At 71.5% G+C, this 23724-nt stretch carries 23 protein-coding genes; 15 read left to right on the forward strand and 8 right to left on the reverse strand.

The window, feature by feature from the left end:
* The 7 genes from APR04_RS03975 (at position 1) to APR04_RS30920 (ending at position 5643) form a co-directional block, all read left to right on the forward strand.
* On the forward strand, positions 1 to 828 hold the full coding sequence (locus tag APR04_RS03975) for a DUF881 domain-containing protein (RefSeq protein ID WP_253868102.1): 828 nt from the start codon (positions 1 to 3) through the stop codon (positions 826 to 828).
* Positions 829 to 1050: 222 nt separating this feature from the next.
* Positions 1051 to 1524, forward strand: a complete 474-nt coding sequence (locus APR04_RS03980; RefSeq protein ID WP_253868103.1) for an FHA domain-containing protein — start codon at positions 1051 to 1053, stop codon at positions 1522 to 1524.
* Positions 1521 to 2315 (forward strand): transcriptional regulator FtsR, encoded by a 795-nt coding sequence (gene ftsR / locus APR04_RS03985; RefSeq protein WP_253868104.1) that lies wholly within the window; start codon positions 1521 to 1523, stop codon positions 2313 to 2315. The genes APR04_RS03980 and ftsR overlap by 4 nt, the downstream gene beginning before the upstream one ends.
* Before the next feature lie 146 nt (positions 2316 to 2461).
* On the forward strand, positions 2462 to 2965 hold the full coding sequence (locus tag APR04_RS03990; RefSeq protein WP_253868498.1) for a bifunctional nuclease family protein: 504 nt from the start codon (positions 2462 to 2464) through the stop codon (positions 2963 to 2965).
* A gap of 99 nt (positions 2966 to 3064) precedes the next feature.
* Entirely contained in the window at positions 3065 to 3655 is a 591-nt protein-coding gene (locus tag APR04_RS03995) for a MerR family transcriptional regulator (protein ID WP_253868105.1), read from the forward strand.
* Between the two features lie 116 nt (positions 3656 to 3771).
* The gene (locus APR04_RS04000; RefSeq protein ID WP_253868106.1) at positions 3772 to 4452 is read left to right on the forward strand and encodes an MBL fold metallo-hydrolase; all 681 of its coding nucleotides are present in this window, start codon (positions 3772 to 3774) and stop codon (positions 4450 to 4452) included.
* Positions 4453 to 4557: 105 nt separating this feature from the next.
* On the forward strand, positions 4558 to 5643 hold the full coding sequence (locus tag APR04_RS30920; protein ID WP_253868107.1) for a mechanosensitive ion channel family protein: 1086 nt from the start codon (positions 4558 to 4560) through the stop codon (positions 5641 to 5643).
* A 4-nt stretch (positions 5644 to 5647) separates the two neighbouring features.
* Here APR04_RS30920 and APR04_RS04010 read toward each other — a convergent pair whose 3' ends face one another.
* From APR04_RS04010 to APR04_RS04020, 3 genes are all read right to left on the reverse strand, one after another.
* Positions 5648 to 6958 carry a phospholipase D-like domain-containing protein gene (locus tag APR04_RS04010; RefSeq protein WP_253868108.1) on the reverse strand — a complete coding sequence of 437 codons (1311 nt, stop codon included), beginning with the start codon at positions 6956 to 6958 and terminating at the stop codon, positions 5648 to 5650.
* 42 nt (positions 6959 to 7000) lie between these two features.
* On the reverse strand, positions 7001 to 8041 hold the full coding sequence (locus APR04_RS04015) for a tyrosine-type recombinase/integrase (protein WP_253868109.1): 1041 nt from the start codon (positions 8039 to 8041) through the stop codon (positions 7001 to 7003).
* Positions 8042 to 8266: 225 nt separating this feature from the next.
* On the reverse strand, positions 8267 to 8839 hold the full coding sequence (locus tag APR04_RS04020) for a TetR/AcrR family transcriptional regulator (RefSeq protein WP_253868110.1): 573 nt from the start codon (positions 8837 to 8839) through the stop codon (positions 8267 to 8269).
* Positions 8840 to 8893: 54 nt separating this feature from the next.
* On the opposite strand from APR04_RS04020, the gene APR04_RS04025 reads away from it, so the two are divergent.
* The gene (locus APR04_RS04025; protein ID WP_253868111.1) at positions 8894 to 10012 is read left to right on the forward strand and encodes an FAD-dependent oxidoreductase; all 1119 of its coding nucleotides are present in this window, start codon (positions 8894 to 8896) and stop codon (positions 10010 to 10012) included.
* A 73-nt stretch (positions 10013 to 10085) separates the two neighbouring features.
* The gene (locus tag APR04_RS04030) at positions 10086 to 11132 is read left to right on the forward strand and encodes an alcohol dehydrogenase catalytic domain-containing protein (RefSeq protein ID WP_253868112.1); all 1047 of its coding nucleotides are present in this window, start codon (positions 10086 to 10088) and stop codon (positions 11130 to 11132) included.
* A 615-nt stretch (positions 11133 to 11747) separates the two neighbouring features.
* Here APR04_RS04030 and APR04_RS04035 read toward each other — a convergent pair.
* Positions 11748 to 12326, reverse strand: a complete 579-nt coding sequence (locus APR04_RS04035; protein WP_253868113.1) for a TOPRIM nucleotidyl transferase/hydrolase domain-containing protein — start codon at positions 12324 to 12326, stop codon at positions 11748 to 11750.
* A gap of 565 nt (positions 12327 to 12891) precedes the next feature.
* On the opposite strand from APR04_RS04035, the gene APR04_RS04040 reads away from it, so the two are divergent.
* Positions 12892 to 13839: an NAD(P)-dependent oxidoreductase gene (locus APR04_RS04040; RefSeq protein WP_253868114.1), complete on the forward strand. Its 948-nt coding sequence runs from the start codon at positions 12892 to 12894 to the stop codon at positions 13837 to 13839.
* 52 nt (positions 13840 to 13891) lie between these two features.
* On the opposite strand, the gene APR04_RS04045 is transcribed toward APR04_RS04040, so the two are convergent.
* Positions 13892 to 14275 (reverse strand): MmcQ/YjbR family DNA-binding protein, encoded by a 384-nt coding sequence (locus APR04_RS04045; RefSeq protein WP_253868115.1) that lies wholly within the window; start codon positions 14273 to 14275, stop codon positions 13892 to 13894.
* Positions 14276 to 14384: 109 nt separating this feature from the next.
* On the opposite strand from APR04_RS04045, the gene APR04_RS04050 reads away from it, so the two are divergent.
* Both APR04_RS04050 and APR04_RS04055 read left to right on the forward strand, forming a co-directional pair.
* Positions 14385 to 15716, forward strand: a complete 1332-nt coding sequence (locus tag APR04_RS04050; RefSeq protein WP_253868116.1) for an ATP-binding protein — start codon at positions 14385 to 14387, stop codon at positions 15714 to 15716.
* Complete coding sequence (locus APR04_RS04055; RefSeq protein WP_253868117.1) at positions 15713 to 17776, forward strand: CocE/NonD family hydrolase; 2064 nt, start codon at positions 15713 to 15715, stop codon at positions 17774 to 17776. Before APR04_RS04050 ends, APR04_RS04055 begins: the two co-directional genes overlap by 4 nt.
* On the opposite strand, the gene APR04_RS04060 is transcribed toward APR04_RS04055, so the two are convergent.
* Positions 17773 to 18432: a DNA-binding response regulator gene (locus APR04_RS04060; RefSeq protein ID WP_253868118.1), complete on the reverse strand. Its 660-nt coding sequence runs from the start codon at positions 18430 to 18432 to the stop codon at positions 17773 to 17775. The genes APR04_RS04055 and APR04_RS04060 overlap by 4 nt on opposite strands.
* A 96-nt stretch (positions 18433 to 18528) precedes the next feature.
* Here APR04_RS04060 and APR04_RS04065 point away from each other — a divergent pair, with 96 nt between their 5' ends.
* The gene (locus tag APR04_RS04065) at positions 18529 to 19488 is read left to right on the forward strand and encodes an oxidoreductase (protein ID WP_253868119.1); all 960 of its coding nucleotides are present in this window, start codon (positions 18529 to 18531) and stop codon (positions 19486 to 19488) included.
* Positions 19489 to 19560: 72 nt separating this feature from the next.
* A complete protein-coding gene (locus APR04_RS04070) occupies positions 19561 to 20457 on the forward strand; it encodes an NmrA family NAD(P)-binding protein (RefSeq protein ID WP_253868120.1) in 897 nt (298 codons plus the stop codon).
* Positions 20458 to 20477: 20 nt separating this feature from the next.
* On the opposite strand, the gene APR04_RS04075 is transcribed toward APR04_RS04070, so the two are convergent.
* On the reverse strand, positions 20478 to 21566 hold the full coding sequence (locus APR04_RS04075; RefSeq protein WP_253868121.1) for a fatty acid desaturase family protein: 1089 nt from the start codon (positions 21564 to 21566) through the stop codon (positions 20478 to 20480).
* A gap of 62 nt (positions 21567 to 21628) precedes the next feature.
* Positions 21629 to 22933, reverse strand: a complete 1305-nt coding sequence (locus APR04_RS04080; RefSeq protein ID WP_253868122.1) for an ATP-binding protein — start codon at positions 22931 to 22933, stop codon at positions 21629 to 21631.
* A gap of 92 nt (positions 22934 to 23025) precedes the next feature.
* On the opposite strand from APR04_RS04080, the gene APR04_RS04085 reads away from it, so the two are divergent.
* On the forward strand, positions 23026 to 23715 hold the full coding sequence (locus tag APR04_RS04085) for a response regulator (RefSeq protein ID WP_253868123.1): 690 nt from the start codon (positions 23026 to 23028) through the stop codon (positions 23713 to 23715).
* The last annotated feature ends 9 nt before the right edge of the window (positions 23716 to 23724 follow it).

Raw genomic sequence — 23724 nt, forward strand, 5'->3', positions numbered from 1 at the left:
ATGGGCGACGAGCGTGACAGGGGTCCGGACGGGGCCGAGGACCAGGTCGAGGAGCGGCCCGGTGAGGCTGGTGCGCCCGGGAGCGCCGAGCAGGTCGATCAGGTGCCGCCGGCGTCGGGCTGGAGGCGGGTGGCGCGGCTGCTGCGGCCGCGCGGTACGCGTTCGGAGCTGCTGACGGGTCTGCTGTGCCTGCTGCTGGGTTTTGCCTTGGCGGTGCAGGTGGGGCAGTCGACGGGGGACCAGCTCAGCGGCTTGCGTCAGGACGAGCTGGTGCGGCTGCTGGACGAGGTGACGCAGCGTGCGGACCAGCTCGACGCGGAGGTGGCGAACCTGGAGGAGATCCGGGACGAGCTGCGGTCGGAGGACGGTCGGGACCAGGCCGCGCGGGACCTTGCCGAGAGGCGTGCGGAGCAGGAGGGCATCCTCTCGGGCAGGCTTCCGGCCGTCGGACCTGGGGTGCAGGTCCACGTGACCGACGGTGACCGGCCGCTGGAGGCGCAGGTCCTGTTCAACCTGCTCGAGGAGCTGCGCAATGCGGGGGCGGAGGCGATCCAGGTCAACGGGGTGCGGCTCGTCACGACGAGCTATTTCGTCGACTCGGGTGGCAGTGTCGTGCTGGACGGGTCGGCGATCAGCTCCCCGTACGAGTGGACGGCGATCGGTGATCCCGAGACGATCGACCGTGCGCTGGAGATCCCCGGTGGTGCGCTGCCGCGGATCCGTGAGGAGGGTGGTGAAGCGACCACCACGGTCTCCGACCAGGTCAGGGTGGATGCGCTGCGGATTCCTGGCGAACCGGAGCATGCTGAACCGGCCGAGGAGGAGTGACCGCTGCCACGTTCTGGGTCCGGATCGGGGGCGTGGCGGGACGAGCTGTGGAAACTGGCATGCGGAACCGCCGTGACGTGGGTAGTTTTATCCGGGTTGGTTCCCAACTTTGGTTCCCGTGTCCATCATGGTCGGGGTAGGTTGAGTGGAACCCGGACACGGTCCCAGCCGTTGTCAGAGCGTAGTAACCCAGCACATCATCACCGCACCCGAGGAGACCTGATGACGGACCCCAGCGCCCATCCGGTCGGGCCCGATACCACGGCCAACCTGGGTCGCATCGCGTTCCCGACGTCCGACGAGCAGGCGCCGCGCACGGCGCTCAGCCCGGAGGAGGCTGCCGCCGTCGCCGCGCTGCCGCGCCACTCCGCGCTGCTGATCGTGCAGCGTGGACCAGGATTCGGTGCACGCTTCCTCCTGGACACCGGCCGCAGCGTCGCCGGGCGGAGCGAGCAGGCCGACATCTTCCTCGACGATGTCACGGTGTCCCGCAAGCACGCGGAGTTCGTGCGTGAGGGCGACTCGTTCGTCGTCCGTGACATCGGTTCCCTGAACGGCACCTACGTCAACCGCGGGCGTATCGACGCCGCCACGCTGGTCACCGGTGACGAGGTGCAGATCGGCAAGTTCCGGCTGACCTTCCATGCGAGCCCGCAGTCGTCGGCGCAGCGGGGCGCGGGGACGCCCGCCCTGTGACGGCCGGCGCCGCGCGCGATCATCGTGGGGTCCCCGGTACCGCCGTCCCGCGTCACGACCGCGCTCAGGACCTTGAGCACGGTCAGGACGAGGGTGACGTCGGGGCGCCCTGGCCCCGTGGCATCTCCCGCCAGGCCACGATGCGCATCAGTGACGTGCTGCGTGCACTGGGCCAGGAGTTTCCCTCGGTCTCGCACTCCAAGCTCCGCTTCCTCGAGGAGCAGGGCCTGATCGAGCCGGTGCGCACGCCGTCGGGCTACCGCCAGTACAGCCAGGCCGACGTCGAGCGCCTGCGGTTCGTCCTGACCGAGCAGCGCGACAGCTACATGCCGCTGAAGGTGATCAAGGAACGTCTCGCCGCGATGGACGCCGACCCGGACTCGGCGGAGCACCCCGCGCCACGCCTGGCCGGTGCGGGCTCGCCCGCGCGGCGGCGCTGGTCGGCGCAGTCGGTGGCCGACGCCGCGGGCGTGACCGAGGAGTTCGTGCAGGACCTGGCCCGGGCGGGCCTCCTGCCGGCGTCGGGCAGCACGTTCGGGTCGGGTGCCGTCGACGTCGCCCGGACCGCCGGCGCCCTGGCCGAGTTCGGAATCGAGCCCCGCCACCTGCGCTCCTTCCGCACCTCCGCGGACCGGCAGGTCGCGCTCGTCGACCAGGTCGTCGCACCGCTGCGCAGCCAGCAGGCCAGCGCGGCACGCGGCCGCGCCGCGAGCATGGCGAGCGACATGGGCGAGCTGTTCACCCGCCTGCACGCCGCGTGGGTCCGGCAGGGCATCGACGACCTCGGCTGACCGGAGTCCGCGCACCACACCCGCGCGCGAGGATCGCCCGTCCTTTCCGCCGGGCGACCGGTCGGTGACCAGGAACTTGTGCCGAGCGCGCGACGAGTGGCCACGAGAAGCCGTACGGTGAAAGCGTGAGGCCGGACGACGTACCGATGGTCCCCGTCGAGATCATCGGTGTTCGACAGCAGCAACGCGATCAGGAGATCGTCGTGCTGCTGCTGGACAGCGCCGCCGACCTGGCCATCCCGATCGTCATCGGCGCACGTGAGGCCAGCGCCATCGCCATGGCTCAGGCAGGCCTCGCCACACCCCGCCCCATGACCCACGACCTCCTGCGCGACGTGCTCGGCGCCGTCGGCGTCACGCTCGAACGCGTGGAGATCGTCGCCCTGGAAGGCGGGATCTACTTCGCCGAGCTCGTCCTGAGCAACGGCGTGCACCTCGACTCCCGGGCCTCCGACGCCATAGCGCTCGCCGTGCGCACCGGCAGCCCCGTCCTGTGCTCCGCCGAGATCGTGGCACTGGCCGGCGTGGAGATCGTCGACGTCGACCAGCAGGCAGAGGTCGAGCGGTTCCGGGACTTTCTCGACCACGTCACCCCCGAGGACTTCCTCGGGCCGCCCGGCGGCTCCCAGGGCGGTGGTCGAACCGGCTGAAACTGGACCAACTCGCGACACGCCGAATCTTTCCCGGCGCGCATCTTTGAAATCACCTTCGACGCGCCATAGCGTGGTCACGACACCCCAGGAGGCACAGTGAACACCAGCGGTGAGAGAGCCACACGCGCTACGGTCCCGCACGGCGCGCAGGGTCTCCTCTTCGGTGAGGACCTGACGGAGCAGGACGCCACGACGGGCTATCGCGGCACCACGGCATGCCACATCGCCGGCATCACCTACCGTCAGCTCGACTACTGGGCGCGCACCGGCCTCGTCGAGCCGAGCATCAAGCCGGCCACAGGATCCGGAACACACCGGTTGTACAGCTTCCGCGACATCCTCGTGCTGAAGGTGGTCAAGCGCCTCCTGGACACCGGTGTCTCCCTGCAGCAGATCCGCACCGCCGTCACCGCACTGCGCGAGCGCGGCGTCGACGACCTGGCGCAGATCACCCTCATGTCCGACGGTGCGAGCGTGTACGAGTGCACCTCACCCGACGAGGTCGTCGACCTCGTCGCCGGCGGACAGGGCGTGTTCGGCATCGCCGTCGGCCGGGTGTGGCGCGAGATCGAAGGCACCCTCGCCCAGATGCCGACCGAGACCCTCGACCCGGGCGAGCCCGGCGACGTCCCCGTCGTCGAGGGCGACGAGCTCGCGCAACGCAGGGCGGCACGGTCCGCCGTCTGACCGCGACCGCCACCACACCGCATCACTCAGCCGTCTGGGACGGGGCCGCGACGGACCCCGACCAGGCGGTCTCCCGTGTCGCTGCTGGATGCTGCGGGCAGGCGTAACCTGCCAGCATGCAGCTCACCTTCCACGGTCACGCATGCGTCAGCGTCGCCCTGCCCGACGGCGGCGGCACGCTCGTCATCGACCCCGGAACCTTCTCCGACACCACGGCCGCGCTGAGCGGAGCCACCGTCGTGCTGATCACGCACGACCACGCCGACCACCTGGACGCGGAAGCTGTGCTCAGGCACCTCGGATCCATGACCGACGCCCACGTGTGGGGCCCGCGCTCGGCCATCGACGACCTGCTCTCCGGCGGCGCGCCCACGGAACGCGTGCACGAGGTCGCGCCCGGTGACGTCCTGGAGATCGCGGGCACCCAGGTCACCGTCGGCGGGGGAGCCCACGCCGAGATCCACCCCGACGTCCCCCGGCTCGCCATGAACGTGACCTACCACGTCAAGACGCCCGGGCGCGGGATCTACCACCCCGGCGACTCCTACACCGCACCCGAGGCGCTGCCCGACGACGGCCTGGACGTGCTCCTGGTGCCGGTGTCCGGACCGTGGGTCAAGCTGGCCGAAGCCATCGACTTCACGCGCGCGGTCCCCGCAGCCGTCGTCGTGCCGATCCACGACGCACCGCTGTCCGAGGTCGGCCACACCCTGACCGCACGGTGGCTGGACACGGCGCGTCTCGGCGGGAAGTACACCTACACCCGGCTGTCGGCCGGGCAGTCGCTGACCATCTGACGCTGCCACCACGCCCGCCGCACCTCCACGGCCACCAGGGTGAATTCTGCAATGTCCCGGTTGCGGAGTTTGCGGCCTGCGGCACCGATGGGCGACGCTGTGCCCGTGGCAGAGGAAGAGATCGAACAGGCAACCAACCTCGCCGTCACGCTCGGGTGGGTGGCCCTCGCGATCACCGTGGCGTTCTTCGCCGTGATGCTCGCCTCGAAGCTGGTGCGGTACGCCGCACGCAGCAACGAGACGGTCCGGGAGATCGCCGTACGGATGCGCAAGCCCGCCCACGCCACGTTCATGGTCCTGGGCATGTGGATCGCCGTGTGGTCGACCGCGAACCGCGGTGACCACTGGTTCCCCGTGCTGGAGCACGTGGTGGTCGTGTCGGTGATCCTCAGCTCGGCCTGGATGGTCGCCACGATCGCGCTCGTGATCGAGGACCGGGCGCTGCACCGCGTCGGCCACAGCATGGTCGGTCGCGACGCCCGCCGGCTACGCACCCAGATCATGGTCGTGCGCCGCCTGACCATGGGCCTCGTGTCGGTGGTGGCCTGCGCCGCCGTCCTGTTCACCTTCCCGGAGGCGCGCGCGGCCAGCGCCAGCCTGCTGGCGTCAGCGGGCGTGCTGTCCGTGGTCGCGGCCCTCGCGGCGCAGTCGTCGCTGGGCAACGTGTTCGCCGGGCTGCAGATCGCGTTCAGCGACGCGGTGCGGGTCGGCGACGTCGTCGTCGTCGAGGGCGAGTGGGGCACGATCGAGGACATCACCCTCGCGTACGTCGTCGTGGCGATCTGGGACGAGCGCAAGCTGATCCTGCCGTGCACCTACTTCACGTCGACGCCGTACGAGAACTGGACGCGCAAGTCGTCCGAGGTGATGGGCACCGTGGAGATCGACGTGGACTTCCGGACGCCGTTGGAGCCGATGCGCACGGAGCTGCGGCGCCTCGTCGTGGAGTCACCGCTGTGGGACGGGCGTGTGGTGAGCCTGGAGGTCACCTCGGCGCTGGCCGGGGTGCTACGGGCCCGGGCGACGATCAGCGCGGCGGACAGCTCGGCGTTGTGGAACCTGCAGTGCCTGGTGCGTGAGGGCCTGGTGACGTGGCTGCAGCGCGAGGCACCGGACGCCCTGCCCAGGACGCGGTGGGAGCACGTCGCGACCGGCGCTGTGGTGCGAGCTGCCACGGAGGCCGCGGTCTAGGGGGCTACAGCAGGGGACGCAGCGGGGTCAGGAGGTACTCCCCGATCTTCGCGAGCGCCCCGCGTCCCTCCCACTGGGCGAGCGTGAGCTCCTGGGCGTTGGACAGGTCCATGGCGAAGATGTCCTCCATGCGGCCGGCCAGGCCGGGATCGACGACCTCGAGGTTGATCTCGTAGTTGCCGGTGAGGCTGAGGCGGTCGATGTTGGCGGTGCCGATCGTGGTCCAGCGGCGGTCGATGGTGGCGGTCTTCGCGTGCACCATGGCGCCCTGGTACAGGAAGATCCGCACGCCGCCGCGCAGCAGGGACGCGTACTGGCCCCGGGCGAGCCAGTCGGCCACCACATGGTTGGAGCGGTGCGGCACCAGGACCCGGACATCGACGCCGCGCGCGGCTGCGGCCAGCAGCCCGGCGTGGATGTCGTGGTCGGGGATGAAGTAGGCCTGGGTGATGTAGACGTGGCTGATGGCCCGGTCGATGGCGTCGAGGTAGATCCCGCGGATGGGGAAGACGAGCTCGGACGGCGCGTTGCGCGCGGCCTTGAGGTGGGGCAGCCAGGTCCCGGAGCCGACGTCGGCCAGGATGGGGTGACGCGGCTTGCGGTGCCGGTTCCAGAAGTCGACGAACGCGTTGCGCAGCTCCCACGCGGAAGGCCCCTGGAGGCGGACGTGGGTGTCGCGCCAGTGCGTGGCGTACAGGGAGCCGATGTTGTACCCGCCGACGAAGCCGATCTCGTCGTCGACCACGAGGATCTTGCGGTGGTCGCGCCCGGAGGTGCGGATGTTGAGGTAGGCCATCCCGGGGCGCAGCACGGGGAAGCGCAGCACGTGCACGGCCGGCGGGAAGCGGAAGAACGAGTACGGGACCACGAGGTTGGCGAAGCCGTCCACGATGACGTAGACCTTGACCCCGCGCGCCGACGCGTCGATGAGGGCCTGCTTGAACTGCTGGCCCACGTGGTCGCTCTTCCAGATGTACGACTCGAGCATCACGGTGCTGCGAGCGCCGCGGATCGCCTCGAGCATCGCCTCGAACAGGTCGGCACCGTAGGTGTAGACCGTGGTCGCGGTCTGGTCGATGTGCTCGGTGAGGGGCTTCTCCGTGGGGAACTTCGCCGTGAGCGGGTGCAGGCGCCGTCGGACCATGTCGGTGACGGTGAGCGCGACCGCTGCCCCGACCGGTACCGCGGCCGCGATGATCGCGGCCCGGGTCGCGATCGTGCGTGCCCGCTGCACGAATCCGACCGGGACGTCGAGCGTGAGCTGGGGGAGGTTGCTGAGCTGGGGAAGGTTACCGGGGACCTTGCGAGACGCCACGGGCTCACGGTACCCGGTCTCGGAGGCCCGGCATCGGATTTTCTACGGGCCGTCAGCGATCGACGCCGCCAGGGGGTGGGACCGGATGGCGGCGGCGAGCTCGCCCTCGATGCGGTCGAGGTAGACGCCGGTGGTGGCGATCGAGGCGTGTCCGAGCAGCTCGGCGACGACCTTGACGTCCCACCCGTCGGCCACGAGCAGGGTCGCGGTGGTGTGCCGCAGCGCGTGGGGGGTGGCCTCGCGCTGGTAGGGCGCGGGCATGCGGGACACGGCGCGGGACAGCAGCGCCCGGATCGCCTGGGTGTCGATGCGGCGCCCGCGCCAGGACAGCAGGAGGGCGCGCTGTGCGTCGGCGTCCTGGGGCCGCTTCGTGGCGAGGGTGGGGCGCAGGCGGGTGAGGTAGTCCTCAAGGGCACGGGCCAGGGGCGGTGACAGGGTCACGGTGCGGGTGTTGCCACCCTTGCCGCGGATGCGCCACGTGGTGCGCTCGGGCTCCCGGGCGACGTCGTCGACGTCGGTGCGGGCGAGCTCCGACACGCGCGGGCCGAGGACGAGCAGGAGCGCGACCACCAGCCGGTCGCGCAGGGCGAGGTCCTGGTCGGTGCGGGCCGGGGTGCTGGACGGCGCGGTGGTCAGCAGGCTGCGTGCCGCGCCCGCCGACAGGGCTGTGCGGGCGGTGCGCAGGGTGCCGCGGACCTTGGCGGGCGGGGCGGCCCACTGCATCGGGTCGGCCTGTACCCAGCACTCGCGGGCCGCGTACGCGAAGAACCGGGTGACAGACTGGCGGAACCGGTTGACGGTGGCGGTGCTGCGCCCGGGGCCGGGCTTGCGGCCCGGGTCGGTGTACCGGGCGTCGGGCGCGGACTGGTAGCGCACCAGGACGCTGTCGACGTCGGGTCCGGTCACGTCGTCGAGCACCCGGTCGCGGCCCGTGAGCCGGCCGAACTCGGTGACGTCACGCGTGTAGCTGCGTGCCGTGGCGGGGGACAGGACCCCGCGGATCGTCTCGACCTCGACCGTCGCGAGATAGCGGCGGGTGGCTTCGGCGACGGTGATGCGCTCGAGGCGCGGAGGAGCGACCATGACCGTCACCCTAGGCGGGACCACTGACACTCCCGATATGCCGGAATGTGTCGCTGACCTGCGAAGCGACCGGCACCTCTCGACAGGTCGCCCAGGTGGCTCAGGTCAGGTCGCGCCGGCGCATCCCCGCGAGCACCCCACGGTGGCGCGCCGGGGTGGGGTCCTGCGTCCGTCCGGGAGCGGCAGTCGTGTACGCAGGCTGACGCAGACGGACGCCCGTCGAGGTCAGGCGCCCGTCGGGACGAGGGCACGCAGGAGGGTCGTCAGGCCGGCCGCGGCGTCGTCCGACCCCGGTGGAGTCCCGGGGAACGCGAGCCGGTGCAGCACCAAGCCGTCCAGGTGCGCCATGACGAGCGCAGTGTGCGTGTCCGGGTCGCGGGAGCCGGCCGCCGCCAGCCACTCCCGGCCGATGGCGGCCACCCGCCGCGCGCCGCGCCCCATCTCGGCCTGCAGCGACTCGTCCCGCGCCGCCTCCATGAACAGCGTGTACCGCGCGACCGTCAAGGTGCGCAGGGGGCCGGTGAGGGTCTCGACCATGGTTCCCAGGGTCCCCGCGAGCGCCTCAGGTGTGGTCGGGGACGCCGCACCGGCCAGGCGGTCCCAGCCCGCGACCTCGGTGTCGATCATCCGCACGACCATCGCCCGCAGCAGGGCCTCCCGGGTACGGAACAGGTTCGACGCCGAACCGGTGGGCAGGCCGGCCGCGGCATCGACCGCACGGTGGGTGAGAGCACGCAGGCCATTGGTGCCGACCGCACGGATCGCGGCGTCGAGCAGGGCCTCTGAACGGGTGGGCATCCCCACACACTACGGCTGTAGTCAACGCACTACACCTGTAGTACCGTCGCCGGCATGCCCCACGCCACCATCATCGGAGCCGGGATCGCAGGCACCGCAACCGCCATCGGCCTCACCCGCACCGGCTGGCACGTCACCCTCCACGAACGCACCGACCACCCCGAGACCAGCGGAGCAGCCCTCGGCATCTGGCCCACGGCGCTGGCGGCCCTGGACGAGCTCGGCGTGGGGGACGCCCTGCGCGCCGTCGCCACACCCCAGGCGGCCGGCAGCATCCGGCGGCCCGACGGCGCGGTGCTGGCCGCGCTCAGCGCCGAACGCGCCACCCGCCGCCCGGGGGACCACGTCCACCTCGTCGCCCGGCGCGACCTGGCCACGCTGCTCGCGGCGGCCCTGCCTCCGGACGCCGTGCGCTACGGCTCCCGGATCGCCCCCGCCGGACCTGGTCTTGGCGGCCTCGATGACCACCTCGACGGTGGCGCCGACGTCGTCGTCGTGGCGGACGGCGTCTTCAGCGCCCACCGCACGGCGCTGCTCGGCCGGCGGTACCAGGCCCGCTACACCGGGCAGAGCGGCCTGCGCGGACGTGTGGCGGTCACGACGCACGAGGTGACCGAGACGTGGGGGCCGGGGCGGAGGTTCGGCATCACGCCCTACCTCGACGGCACCACCAACTGGTACGCGTCGCTGGACGCACCGCCCGGAGAACGCGCGGCCGGGGGAGATGTCGCCATGCTGCGCGAGCTGTTCGCCGGCTGGCACGACCCGATCGGGCAGGTCCTGGACGTGCTCACCGAGGACGACGTCATGCGCCACGACCTGTACGACGTCCATCCGCACCTGCCCACCTACATCGTGTCGGGCGGTTCCGGGAACGCGGTGCTGGTCGGCGACGCGGCCCACGGCATGACCCCCGACCTCGGTCGCGGTGCCTGCGAAGCGCTCGTCGACGCGGCCACCCTGGCTCGCTGCCTCGCGCCGCCGGCCGCCTCGGGCTCGGGAAACGCGTTGGGGAGCCCGTCCGGGAGCGTGGCCGCGGGGCTGGCCCGCTACGACCGCCTGCGCCGCCGACCCACCCAGCTCCTGCAGACGCTCGCCCGCGGCGTGGGCCGGACGGCGCACGCCCGCCACCTGACCGGGATGCGCGACCTCCTGCTGCGCGTCGCACGCTGACGGGCCTACCAGACTGCGCCAGGGGCGGGGGCGGGGGCCATCGCGAGGTCGGCGGCCATGATTCAATCCGGTGGTGCGTGCCATCCTCTTCGACGAGTTCCGAGGTCCCGCCGGCGTCCGTGAGGTGCCTGGTCCCAGCGCCCCCGACGGGGGAGTGGTCGTGCGGGTGCACGCCACGGGCCTGTGCCTGAGCGACTGGCATGCCTGGGCCGGGCACGACGCCGACATCACCGCCCTGCCGCACGTCCCTGGCCACGAGCTCGCCGGCACGATCGCCGAGGTCGGTGCCGGCGTCACGAGCTGGCGGGTGGGTGACCGGGTGACCGTGCCGTTCGTCAGCGGCTGCGGTACCTGCCAGTGGTGCCGCGGAGGTCAGGCACAGGTGTGCCCCGACCAGACCCAGCCCGGCTTCACCCACTGGGGCTCGTACGCGGAGCTCGTGGCGCTGCACGCGGCCGACGCCAACCTGGTCGCCGTCCCCGACGACGTCTCCTTCGAGACGGCGGCCGGCCTGGGCTGCCGCTTCGCGACCGCCTACCGGGCGGTGGCCGGGCGTGCGCAGGTCCGGGCAGGGGAGTGGGTGGCGGTGGTCGGCGCGGGCGGCGTCGGGCTCAGCGCGATCATGATCGCGGTGGCCCGTGGGGCGCGTGTCGTCGCGGTCGACCGCTCCACGGTGGCGCTGGACGCGGCCCGGCGTGCTGGGGCCGAGCGCACGGTGCTCGCCGACGGCCTCGACGTCCCGGCCGTCGTGCAGCAGGTGACCGACGGCGGCGCGCACGTCACGGTGGACGCCGTCGGGAGCGAGCAGACGTGCGCCGACGCGATCGGGAGCCTGCGCCGCCGTGGGCGCCACGTCCAGGTGGGCCTGTTCCCGCCCGTCGACGGTGGCCCGCGCGTGCCCATGGGCCGGGTGATCGCCTGGGAGCTCGACGTGCTGGGCAGCCACGGCATGGCCGCCGCCGACTACCCCGAGATGCTCGACCTGGTCGCCTCCGGGACGCTGCGGCCCCAGGACCTGCTGGACCGGGTGGTCGGCCTGGCGGAGGCGGCAGCGCTCCTGCCGACGATGGACACCGCGCCGCGCGCCGGGATGGTCGTGCTCGACCCGCGGCAGGCGTGACAGCCGCCATGGGTCGGCCTGTGCGCGGGTTCGTGCGGCTTCGTGCGTGGCGAGGTTGCGGTCTGCCTGGTTGCGGTCTGCCCGCCCGGGTCATCATCCTGGATGCGGGACGGTCGACGGTTGCTGTCACACCGGCAACGGTTCAGTGCAGCGGCTTGGTACGGCATCGGTCCGAGATGCGGCACCGAGCCGCAGCTTACGCGTCAACCAGCCCGAGGACGGGGCGCCGAACCGCAAGTTACGCGTCAACCGGCCCGGGGACAGGCGCCGAACCGCAACCTGATGGTGGTCTTGGACGCCGAACCGATGCCAACACGTCACGGGGCACCCCTGTAGACGCGGACCTTGCGGCTCGGCATCCGTATCGACGCGGACCTTGCGGCTCGGCGGCCGTGGGCTCGGCAACTATGGACCCGGCGCCTATGGACCCGGCGGTCATGGGCCCGGCGCCTATGGACCCGGCGGTCGGGACGGCACGATGGTCGGGTCTGAGTCCTGCCCGAGCAGGTTCGGCTACCGGCCCGTGCCAGTAGCGCACGTCTGGTCGGTGTTCGCCGACTCCCGGTGTGCGCTCCCGCGCGGCTGACCGGCTCCCCGGAAGCCGCCCCAGGTGGCTCAGGCGGCCCAGCGCAAGAGCGCGTCGAGCGGGGCCGGCACCCGGTCCAGCGGCAGCACCTGTGCCAGGCGGCGCCCGTAGCGTTCCTTGCGTCCGCCCTTGGAACCGATGAAGCGGTGCAGCTGCTGGGTGGTGGTGCGCTCACGCTGCGCCGGCTGTCCCTGCAGCCGCTCGAAGCTGCGCAGCTCGCCCTCCGCTTCGATCAGGGCGAGGAACCCGTCGATGCCGATCGCCCGGATCAGCTCGTCCTCGAGGTCCCGGTCGCAGCGGAAGAAGCCGACGTCGGCCAGGGGAGTCGTGGCCGCGAACGGACGCAGCCCCACCCGGTCCAGGCCCTTGACGACGAAGCGCTCCTCAGCGGCGTCGTACAGGCCGCCCAGGCGAAGGTCCTGGTCACCCAGCGCTACGAGGTGATGCCCGATATTGGTGATCCCGCCCATCGCGAGGACCTGCACCCCGAGGTTGGCCAGGGGGAGGCCCAGGCGGGCGGCGAGGGTCTCCACGGCTGCTCGGTCGCTCTCACCCTCCACGAGCACCGCGGTGCTCGTGGAGGCGGCGAGCACTCCTGCGAGGTTCATGGTCTCGGATCGTATGCCTCGGCACCGGGGACGGGCCGCAGATTTCCCGGCCTGCTACCGTGTTGACCTGACTTCATCGTGGTTAACCGTTGTGTTGCGCTATACACAATGCTTTAGATGTGTTGGCACCGGACGAGCGGGGTAGTGGGGCGGCCTGGGTGCCGTCAGGGTCCGACGCCGACGTCGCTGCGCCTGCCGTATCCGCTGCCGGGTTGTCGGGTCGCAGAACCCTGAGATCGGTCAGATGCGCTGCGCGACCCTGAGTTCGGTCGCTTGTCATGAGATCGGTCCATCGACGGACCGATCTCATGACAACGGACCGGAATGGCGTTCACGGCCATGCCAAGCCGACCAACCGAAACGGCAGGCGGTCCATCGAATAGCGGGCGCGGACCTCCGGCAAGGTGTGCGGGCACGGTGTCATGCGGGGTGCGGTTCCGGACCGTTCCGAGCGCCGTAATGACATAATGTACATTATCGGTTCTGCGTCCGAGTGTGTGCTGCGACGTGTGCTGCAGCCCGTCCTGGCACAAAGCCAGCACCCGCACCGGGCAGAATCGCACCGGTGACCTCCGAACTCACGATCCACGACCTCGCCGGTGTGCTCCGCACCCGCCCCACGGTCCACCTCGGCGACGACGTCGTACCAGGCTGGCGCGGCGCGCTCGCCACCTGGGCGCTCGCGCACGGCCTGGAGATTGCCGAGCGCGACGCGACGCTCGCGATCACGGCTCGTCCCGACCGCACGGCCGGTGCCGCCTGGGTCCACTCGCCCTATGCAGGTATAGAGCACCTGGCGTCCGCGCTGCCGGACGACGTGCTGCTGACCCGAACGACCGGGACCATGCCGCAGCGCATCGCCGAGTACGTGCTGGCCTGGGTCCTCGCCGAGCGATGGCAGACGGCCCGCTACCTCGCCGACTCGGCGTCAGGCACCTGGGACCCGGCCGACCCGCCCGCACCACCAGGCCGCAACGGGGCGGTCGTCATCGGCACGGGCACCATGGGTCAGGCGATCGCCCGGGCGCTGGCCGCCACCGGCCACCGGGTCACGGGCCTGAGCAGGAGCGGACGTCCCGACGACGCCTTCGACGACGTGCTCCCCTTCGCCCAGGCGCACGACGCGCCCGCGCCCGGCGGCTCGGGCACCGACGTCGTCGTGCTCGCACTCCCCCACACCGCACAGACCGCCGGCCTGATCACCCCGCAGCTCCTGCGAGCGTTCGACGGCGTGCACCTCGTCAACATCGGACGCGGCTCAGCGATCCGCACGGACACGCTGCTGCACGCGCTCGACACCGGCCGGGTACGGCACGCGACCCTCGACGTCACCGAGCAGGAGCCCCTCGGCCCTTCCTCTCCCCTGTGGCGCCGGCCCGACGTCACCATCACGCCCCACATCTCCGGTCGCACGCTGCCGTCCGACGTCGTGGCAGCCCTCGACGAGGCGCTCACACAGATCCGGGCCGGCGTCCGTCCGGCGTCGGCGGCCGCACGCGACCGGGGCTACTGATCCGTGTCCGCGAGCGCCGGTGGCCTCAGGGCGGGTGGTGCCGGTGTCGAGGCTACTGAGCGGGGTGCGGGGTCGGGCGGTCTACCTGGGCTGCGAGGTCCTGGGGTGCCTGGATGCAGTAGGAGTCGGTGAGCAGCTCGGTCAGCTCGTCCCAGTCGGTGTGCTCGTCGAGCACGATGCCGACGACGTTGGTGCCCCAGCTTGTCTTGAAGTACTGGGGGCCGAGGTGCTGGAAGGCCTGGACCTCGTCGGGTTCGGCGCGGAAGGTGATCCGGATCAGGCCGTCCTCTCCCCCGAAGACGTGGCCTACTGTCGCGTCGCGGGTCTTCCAGGCGATGCCGGTCCAGGCGTCGTGCTCCTCGCACTCCGGGAGGCGTTCGAGGATGGCGGCGATCCGGTGGATCGTCTCGGTCGGGACGGGTGCTCGTTCGCTCACGTCGTGAGTCTTGCACCTGCCACTGACACGGGGTCGGGCACGGGGACCGGCACGGTGCCCGTGGCATGCGTCGTTGCGAGCTGGTGGGGCTCGTGGTTGCGTCGGTGGCATGAGCAAATCCGACGAACGGACACGCAACGTCTTCGTGCTGGGCATGACGGACCTGCAGCGGGAGGAGCTGGCGAGCATGCGGAATGCTGGGCGCTATACGTTCCGCTCGCTGCTCGACTACGCCACGCTCGTCCGCGACACGGACTACGACTTCGATGCGCTGCTCGGCCAGGCGCGTGCCCAGCTCGCCGACTTCTCGGGGTCGATCGACGCCATCGTGTGCCACTGGGATTTTCCGAGCTCGCTCCTGGCGCCCGTCCTGTCCCACGAGCACGGCATCCCCGCTCCGTCCGTGACGAGCATGCTCAAGTGCGAGCACAAGTACTGGAGCCGGTTGGAGCAGCAGCAGTCGGTTCCTGAGGTGGTGCCGGGGTTCGCCGCGTTCGACCCGTTCGCCGATGACGCTCTGGACCAGGTGCACCTGCCGTTCCCGTTCTGGGTGAAGCCGGTCAAGGCGCACTCGTCGAACCTGGGGTTCGAGATCCACGACGAGAGGGAGTTCGCGTCGGCCCTGGACGAGATCCGGGCGGAGATCACCGACGTCGGTGACGCCTTCAACCAGGTGCTGAGCCGGGTGGATCTGCCGGAGAGCCTCCGCGGAGCGGGTGGGAACACCTGCCTCGCCGAGGAGGTCATCACCGGGATCCAGGTTGCTCCTGAGGGCGTGGTCGCGCAGGGCAGGTTCAGCGTGCACGGCATCGTCGACATGCACCGGGACCCTTCCGGGCACAGCATCGACCACCTGGACTACCCCGCCGTGACCGTCCCGGCCGAGGTGCAGCAGCGGATGGTCGACACCGCGGAACGGTTCATGCACCACATCGGTTACGACGACGGGGCCTTCAACGTCGAGTACATGTGGGACCGGGAGAACGACCTCCTGCGGCTCATCGAGGTGAACACGCGCATCTCCCAGTCCCACACCGAGCTCTTCCTCAAGGTCGACGGCACGTCGAACCATGAGGTGGCCATCGACGTCGCGCTGGGCGAGGTCCCTGAGATGCCGCACGGGCAGGGCCGGTTCGCCGTCGCCGGCCAGTGGCACGTCTTCCACGACGCCGACGCGGTCGTGCGCAGCGTCCCTGGCGAGAAGGAGCTGGCCGCTCTCGAGAGTGCCCTCCCTGGCACGAAGGTCACCCTGCAGGTGGCGCCCGGCGACCGTCTCTCCGACCTGCCGCACCAGGACAGCTACCGGTTCAAGCTGGGCAGCGTCTACCTGGGCGCCGACGACCACGGCCAGCTCGCCGACCGGTTCCGCCAGGCGGTGGACCTGCTGCCCTTCGAGCTCGATCCCGTCACCGATCCTGTCACCGAGGAGGTCCCTGGATGAGGACAGCCACCGACCTGCCGCACGAGGTCGAGACCGTCGAGAACGTGTTCATCCCGTTGCGTGACGGTCAGCACGTGGCCGCGCGGATGTGGGCCCCGGTCGACGCCGCGGCGAGTCCGGTGCCCGCGGTCGTGGAGTACATCCCCTACCGCAAGCGGGACGCCACCCGCGGCCGGGACGCGTACAACCACCCGTACATCGCCGGGCACGGGTACGTCTGCGTGCGGGTGGACCTCCGCGGCAGCGGTGACTCCGACGGCGTGCTGGTGGACGAGTACCGCCCCCAGGAGCTCCATGACGCCGAGGACGTGATCGCCTGGCTCGCGGAGCAGCCGTGGTGCGACGGAAACGTCGGGATGATGGGCATCTCCTGGGGTGGCTTCAACAGCCTCCAGGTGGCCGCCGGTGCTCCACCCGCGCTCAAGGCGGTCATCAGCGCGTCGGCCACCGACGACCTGTACGTCGACAACATGCACTACATGGGCGGCTGCCTGCTCGCGGACAACCTGTCGGAGGCGACGGTGATGTTCGCGTTCAACAGCCTGCCACCCGACCCCGCCGTCGTCGGCGACCGGTGGCGCGCCATGTGGCACGAACGGCTCGAGGGCAGCGGGCTGTGGCTGGAGACCTGGTTGCAGCACCAGCGCCGGGACGACTACTGGAAGCCGGCGTCGGTCTGCGAGGACTACTCCAGGGTGCGGTGCCCGGTGATGGCCGTCGGTGGCTGGGCCGACGGCTACACCAACGCCATCTTCCGGCTCCTGGAGAACCTCGACGTCCCCCGCAAGGGCCTGATCGGCCCGTGGGGGCACCGCTACCCGCACCTCGGCGTGCCCGGCCCGGCCGTCGGCTTCCTCCAGGAGATGGTGCGCTGGTGGGACCACTGGCTCAAGGGGGTCGACACCGGCCTCGAGGACGAGCCGATGCTGCGCGCGTGGATGCAGGACAGCGTCCCACCCAGTGCCTCCTACGAGGACCGGCCCGGCCGCTGGGTCGCCGAACCGAGCTGGCCGGCCCCGGGGGTCGTGGACCGGGAGTACCGGTTCACGCCCCACCATCTGTCACCGACGGGCGGCGGCCAGGTGGCACCGGAGAACGTCGAGGCCGACGGGCAGCAGGTGAGCCTGCGCTCTCCGCTGAGCGTCGGGATGTTCGCCGGCAAGTGGGCGTCCTACTCGGCGCTGCCGGACCTGCCGTACGACCAGCGCGAGGAGGACGGCGGCGCCCTCGTGTTCGAGACGGAGCCGCTCGCCGAGCCCCTGGAGCTCCTCGGGCTGCCCCGCGTGGCACTGGAGGTCTCGTCCGACCGCCCGGTGGCACAGCTCGCGGTCCGGCTGTCCGACGTCGCCCCCGACGGGGAGGCGACCCGTGTGACCTACGGGGTGCTGAACCTGACGCACCGCGAGGGCAGCGAGCGCCCGCAGGCGCTCGAGCCCGGCCGTGCCTACCCGGTGACGGTGCAGCTCAACGGCGTCGCCCAGTCCCTGCCCGCCGGCCACCGGCTGCGGGTGTCGATCTCGACCTCGTACTGGCCGTTGATCTGGCCGGCCCCCGAGCCTGCGACCGTGACGATCACGACCGGCAGCAGCGCCCTGCACCTGCCGGTGCGCCGCCCTCGCCCCGAGGACGAGGACCTGCGGCCCTTCGGGGCCCCGGAGGCCGCCGAGGAGGACGCGACGACGGTGCTGGCCACCGGGGAGCACTCGTGGCGCGTCACGCGAGACCTGGCCACGGACGTCTCGACGCTGGAGATCATCAACGACCAGGGCACCTTCCGGCTCGAGGACACCGGCACGGTCATCCACCGCGACACCCGCGAGTGGTACAGCTTCCGATGGAACGACGTCACCTCGGTACGCGGTGAGACCCGTACGGTCCGCCGGCTGGAGAACGGCGACGACTGGCGCGTCGAGGTGGTCACCCGGACCGTCCTGACGTGCACGGCGACCGACTTCCTTGTCAACGCGCAGCTCGACGCGTACGAGCTGGACGACAGACAGGGCGATCCGCGCGTCTACTCGCAGAACTGGCAGCGACGGATCGCCAGGGACCTGGTCTAGACGAGGCCGAGCTCGCGGGCTCGTACGCCGGCCTGGAACCGGGACTCGGCGCCGAGGGCGTCCATCAGCTCGGCGACGCGGCGGCGGTAGGTGCGTACGCCGAGACCGAGCGTGCGGGCGGCGGTCTCGTCCTTGACGCCCTGGCCGAGCAGGTCCAGGACGTGGGGTGCGAGCTGGCGGATCTCGGCGATCTGGGTGTCGTAGACGGACAGGTCGGTGGCCGAGCGCCAGGCCGCCTCGAACAGGGAGGTCACTCCCTGCACCGCTTCGGGCTGGGTGATGATGCTGAAGCTGCGCCGGCCGGCGCTGAGGTTGCCGGCCAGGATCACGAGCCGGCGGTCGAGCACTATCGTCTCGTTGATCTCTTCGCTGGTGATGCGGATCTGCGCGCCGTGGTGGTCCCGGGCCCGCGCCAGGGTCTGTGCCGCCACCGGGTCGAGGAGCATCCCGGACCGGTAGACCTTGCGGATGCGGGCGTCGCCGGGTCGCTGACGGCGGTACAGCTCGCTGAGCTCGTCCGCCATCCGTGCCCCGGCCCACGTGAAGAGGTCGTTGGCGGCGCACGCGACGTCGGTGGCGGCCGCGAACAGGTGCATCGTCCGCTCGACCAGCTCCTGCTCGCCGTGCACGATCGTGACAGCCTCGCCCGTCTGCATGGCTCAGAGTCTGCCCGCCGGGGCACCGTCGCGCCAGGCTCGGCAACAACCTGCCAACGTCGTGGGAACGGCCGGGCCCGGCGTGATGCTGGCTGCATGACGACGAACACGACGACGAACACGAACACCATGACGACGACCCCGGACGCCGCGGCGGCGGGCACCTGGCAGCTCGGCGACCGCACGGTCCACCGGCTCGGCCTCGGCGCGATGCGGCTCGTGGGCATGCCCTGGGACACGACGCCGCGGGATCGCGACGCCTCGGTCGCCGTGCTGCGGCGCGCGGTCGAGCTCGGCGTGAACCACATCGACACCGCCGCGTTCTACTTCACGCCCGTCCGCTCGGCCAACGAGCTGATCAGCACGGCCCTGCAGCCCTATGGGGACGACCTGACGATCACCACCAAGGTCGGCCCGGCCCGGTCACGGAACGGCGACTTCGAGGAGATGGCACGGCCGGAGCAGCTCCGCGGCCAGGTCGAGGAGAACCTCCGGCAGCTCGGCCGGGACCACCTCGACATCGTCAACCTGCGCTGGGGCACGCGGATGGCCGGCGAGGGGCGCGAGCCCGAGTCGGTGGCCGAGCACTTCGGGGCGCTCGCGGAGCTGCGCGACGCTGGCCTGGTCCGCAACCTCGGCATCTCGAACGTCCTCCCGGAACAGCTGACCGAGGCGATGACCGTCGCGCCCGTGGTCTGCGTGCAGAACCAGTACGGCCTGACCAGCCGGGAGGACGACGCCGTGCTCGCCCTGTGCGGTGAGCACTCGATCGCGTTCGTGCCGTTCTTCGCGGTCGGGGCGGCCGTTCCGGGTGCCTCGCCGCGGGGCGGCGCCGACGAGACCGGCCAGGCCGAGGTCGCCGGCGTCGCCGCGGCGCACGGCGTGACCCCCGCTCAGGTCCGGCTGGCCTGGACCCTGCACCGCGGCCCGCACGTCCTCGCGATCCCCGGGACCGGCAGCCCGGTGCACCTGGAGGAGAACGTCGCCGCCGGCGCGCTGCGCCTGACCGACGAGGAGCTCGCGCTGCTCGACGGGATCGCGCCGGCCGCCGGCTAGGGGCAGCGCGTCACGGGCGGTGCCCGTGGCGACTGCCGAGGCCGTCACAGGCCCTCAGGTAGCCTGACCTGCGTGAGGATCGCGGTCACCGGTTCGACCGGCACGCTCGGCAGTCAGGTCGTCGGCCTCCTCGCGGCAGGCGGCCTGACCGCGTCGCCAGGGGCCGAGCACGGCGGGCACGAGGTCCTGGCGCTCGCCCGCCGTCCGGACGCGGTGCAGGCGGCGGTGGGTCCGGCGGCGTGGGGCGCCGGCGTCGTGCCTGTGCGGGCCGACTACGACGACGGGCCATCGCTGGCGTCGGCGTTGCGCGGCGTCGACGTGCTGGTGTTCGTCTCGAGCGACGGTGACGCCGCGCGCATGATGGTGCACCACCACAACGTCGTGCGGGCGGCCGTCGGGGCCGGGGTGGGGCACGTCGTGTACTTGAGCGGTGTGGACGCGGACCCGGGCTCGCCGTTCTGCTACGCGTTCACCAACGGGTACACGGAGGGTCTGCTCAGGCGCAGCGGGTGCGGTTTCTCGTTCGCGCGGGCGTCGTTGTTCACCGAGTTCTTCGCGGCGTTCCTGCGTCCGGCGCTGGTGTCCGGCGCGTTGCGGGTCCCGGGCGGCGAAGGGCGGGTCGCTCTCGTGTCCCGGTCCGACGTCGGGCGGTGCCTGGCCGCCCTCGCTCTGCTGCCGCCGAGCGGCCGGCACCACGACCTGACGGGGCCCGCCACGCTGACGTTCGACGGCGTCGCGGGTGTGCTGAGCGAGGTGGCGGGCATCCCGGTGAGCTACACGGATATCCCGCCGGAGGTGCAGGTCGAGGAGCTGGCCCGCGCCGGGGAGGACCCCTGGTGGACGTACGCGTACTCGACGATGTTCGCGTCCGTCCGCCAGGACCGGTGGAGCACCGTCTCCGACGAGGTGCTCCGGCTGACCGGGCGGGCCCCGGTGTCCGTGGCGGACGCCGTGCGGCCCGCCCCCTGACCGGCGGCGGGCCGTACCGGCTACCGGTACTGCGCGGCTACCGGGCAGTCCATCGGGTTGGCGTGGCCGAGCCCGACGCGGTTGAGGTAGTCGACGATGATGCCGTAGGACTCGAACAGCCCGGTCTCGGTGTACGGGATGTCGCGCTCGGCACAGAAGTCCCGCACGAGCGGGCGCACGTGGCGCAGGTTCACGCTGGGCATCCGCGGGAAGACGTGGTGCTCGACCTGGTAGTTCAGGCCGCCCATGGCCCACTCCACGAACCGTCCGCCGCGGATGTTGCGCGAGGTGAGGACCTGTCGGCGCAGGAAGTCGATGGAGTTGTCCTTGGGGAGCAGCGGCATCCCCTTGTGGTTCGGCGCGAAGGTGGCGCCCATGTACACCCCGAACACGGCGAGCTGCACGACCAGGAACGCCGCGCCGAGGGCCGGGCCGAGCGTGAGGAGGACGAGGGTCGGGAACCCGATGAGCCGGACGGCCAGGAGCGCGCTCTCCGCCGCGCGGTGCTTGACCTGCGGCATCGTGGCGAGCGTCTGGACGGAGTTGTAGTGCAGGACCGGGCCGAACAGCGCCAGCATCGGGAAGAACAGCCAGCCCTGACGTCGGGTGACCCAGCCGAGGAACCCGGTACGCCCGGCCTCCTCCCCCGGTACGAACACGAGCGCCCCGGTCGCGATGTCGCCGTCCTTGCCGATCACGTTGGGGTTGCCGTGGTGCCTGTTGTGCTTGCGGTTCCACCAGCCGATGCTGAGGCCGACCACCAGGTTGCCGATGATGCGCGCGAACCACTCGTTGCGGCCGCTCGTCTGGAAGACCTGCTGGTGCCCGCCGTCGTGGGCGAGGAACGCGAACTGCGTCAGGACGACGCCGAACAGCGCGGCCACCGCGAGCTGCCACCAGGTGTCCCCCAGGGTGAGCAGCAGCACGAACGCGAGCGCCAGGCTCGCGGTCAGGACGACGGTGCGGCGGACGTACCAGCCGACGCGTCGGCCCATCAGGCCTGCGGCGTTGGCACGCTCGACGAGGTCGAAGTAGTCGTTCGTCTGCTTGTTGCGGGCTGACCGGGCCGGGCGGGCCCGGTGTGGCGGTGCGTCGGTCGTCGTCGTCATAGATGTCAACCTAGGAACCAGGTCGTGCTTCGCGCGTCCCCCGCGGGAGCCAACCTCACCCCCTACGTGAGTAGTGGTTGGTCGGTGTCGGCGACGGGCAGGGTCGCGGCGAGCTCGAAGCCGCCGTCCCGCGTGCGGCCGGCGGTGACGCTTCCGCCGAGGGCGGCAACGCGTTCGCGGATGCCGGCCAGGCCGAGCTGGGCGCCTGGTGTGGGTTCGTCGCTGCGTTCGGGGGGCGAGTTGGTGACGCGGACCAGGAGGGCGTTCCGGTCGTCGGTGATCGTGACGGTGACGGCGGACCCTGGGGCGTGCCGCAGGGCGTTGCTCAGGGCTTCCTGGACGACGCGGAAGCCGGTGAGCCCGACGGCGTCGGGCACGGTGGCGTCGGTACCGGCGTAGGCGATCTCGACGCCGGAGGCGCGGGTGGACTCGACGAGCCCGGCGACGTCGGACAGGCCGGGCAGGGGTGCGGTGGGTGCGGTGTCGTGGCCGCGCAGGATGCCGAGCAGTCCGCGCATCTCGCCCAGTGCGCGGCGTGAGGAGGCGGCGATCTCCTCGAACTCCTGCTGGATCGCCTCGTCGAGGCCGGGTTGGCGGTAGCGCGCGGTGGAGGCCTGGACGGTGATGACCGACATGCTGTGTGCGACGACGTCGTGCAGCTCGCGGGCGATCCGGTTGCGTTCCTCGAGCTCTTGGCGGCGGCCTGTCTCCGCGGCGGTGAGTCGTTCGGCTTGTTCCGCGCGGACGAGGCTGAGGATCCACAGCCGGACGATGATGCCGACCAGGGCGAAGCCGCCGCTCAGGGAGACGAGCACGACGCCGTTGGCGAAGGTGGTCTCGCGCGGGCCGTCGAGGAGCATCGTTGGCACGAGGACGGTCAGCATCGCTCCGGCCGACCAGAGGGCCGCCGCCCAGTACCAGGCGTGCCGCAGGGCGAGCACGAACACGGTGAGGCAGTGCGCGAGGAGGACGGTGACCGGCCACGGCCAGGGCCAGTCGGGGGCGGCGTCGGCGGTGACGACCATCAGGCCCAGCGCTCCCGCGACGGACGCCGGGAGCCCTGCCCAGGCCCAGCGCACGGCCAGGATCGCCGCGGCGCAGTGCACGAGCGTCCAGGCCATGGCGGCTGCCGGGTGGGTGCCGTACCCGGAGGCGGTCAGCGGCCACCCGACGGCGACGAGCGCGACCGCTGCGATGGAGACCAGGCTCCACATCCAGACGACCTCGCGCCGGGCGATCGAGACCGTGGGGACGTCCAGCCGGGTCAGGGAGCGCAGCACACGGGGCAGCCTTCGCCAGCGGCGCTCGCTACGGCCGGGTGCGGTAGCGGAGTGCGGCACCGGCGGAGCGTCATGTGGGTGGTCCATTCTCTGCAGGTTATGTGGTCGGGTGCGTGCGCCGCGTCACTCCTGAGGGCTAACCGGCGTGATACCTGGGGTCGGTCCGATAGTTTGGTCTCATGCAGCCAGCTCCCGATGTCGCCAAGGACGCGATCCGGGTGCTGATCGTCGACGACCAGTCGATGATCCGTGCTGGCTTCGCGGCGCTCCTGGATGCGCACGAAGGAATCACGGTAGTGGGCACGGCCGACGACGGCGCGGGAATTTCCGAGGTCGTACGCCGTACCCGGCCGGACGTCGTGCTGATGGACATCCGGATGCCGAAGGTCAATGGCCTGGACGCGGCCCGCACGATCATCGGCATGCCGGGTACCCCGCCGAAGGTGATCATGCTGACGACGTTCGACGCCGACGAGTACGTGTTCACGGCGTTGCGTGTGGGGGCGAGCGGCTTCCTGCTGAAGGACTCGCCTCCGGAGGAGCTGACCCAGGCGGTCCGCGTGGTCGCAGCGGGCGAGGCGCTCCTGTCGCCCAAGATCACCCGGGCCCTCATCGCGGACTATGCGGCGCGCCCGGCGTTGCCCGCCTCACCCGACGCGACCCTGTCCGCGCTGACCGACCGTGAGCTCGACGTCATGAAGCTCGTCGCCGCGGGGCGGTCGAACGCGGAGATCGCCGCCGAGCTGCACCTCGCCGAGCAGACCGTCAAGACGCACGTCTCGCGCGTCCTGAACAAGCTCGACCTGCGCGACCGCACGCAGCTGGTGGTCTGCGCGTACGAGTCGGGGCTGGTCCGGGCCGGGCGCTGACCGCCCGGC

The sequence above is a fragment of the Promicromonospora umidemergens genome, assembly GCF_024171995.1.
GTDB classification, from domain to species: Bacteria; Actinomycetota; Actinomycetes; order Actinomycetales; family Cellulomonadaceae; genus Promicromonospora; species Promicromonospora umidemergens.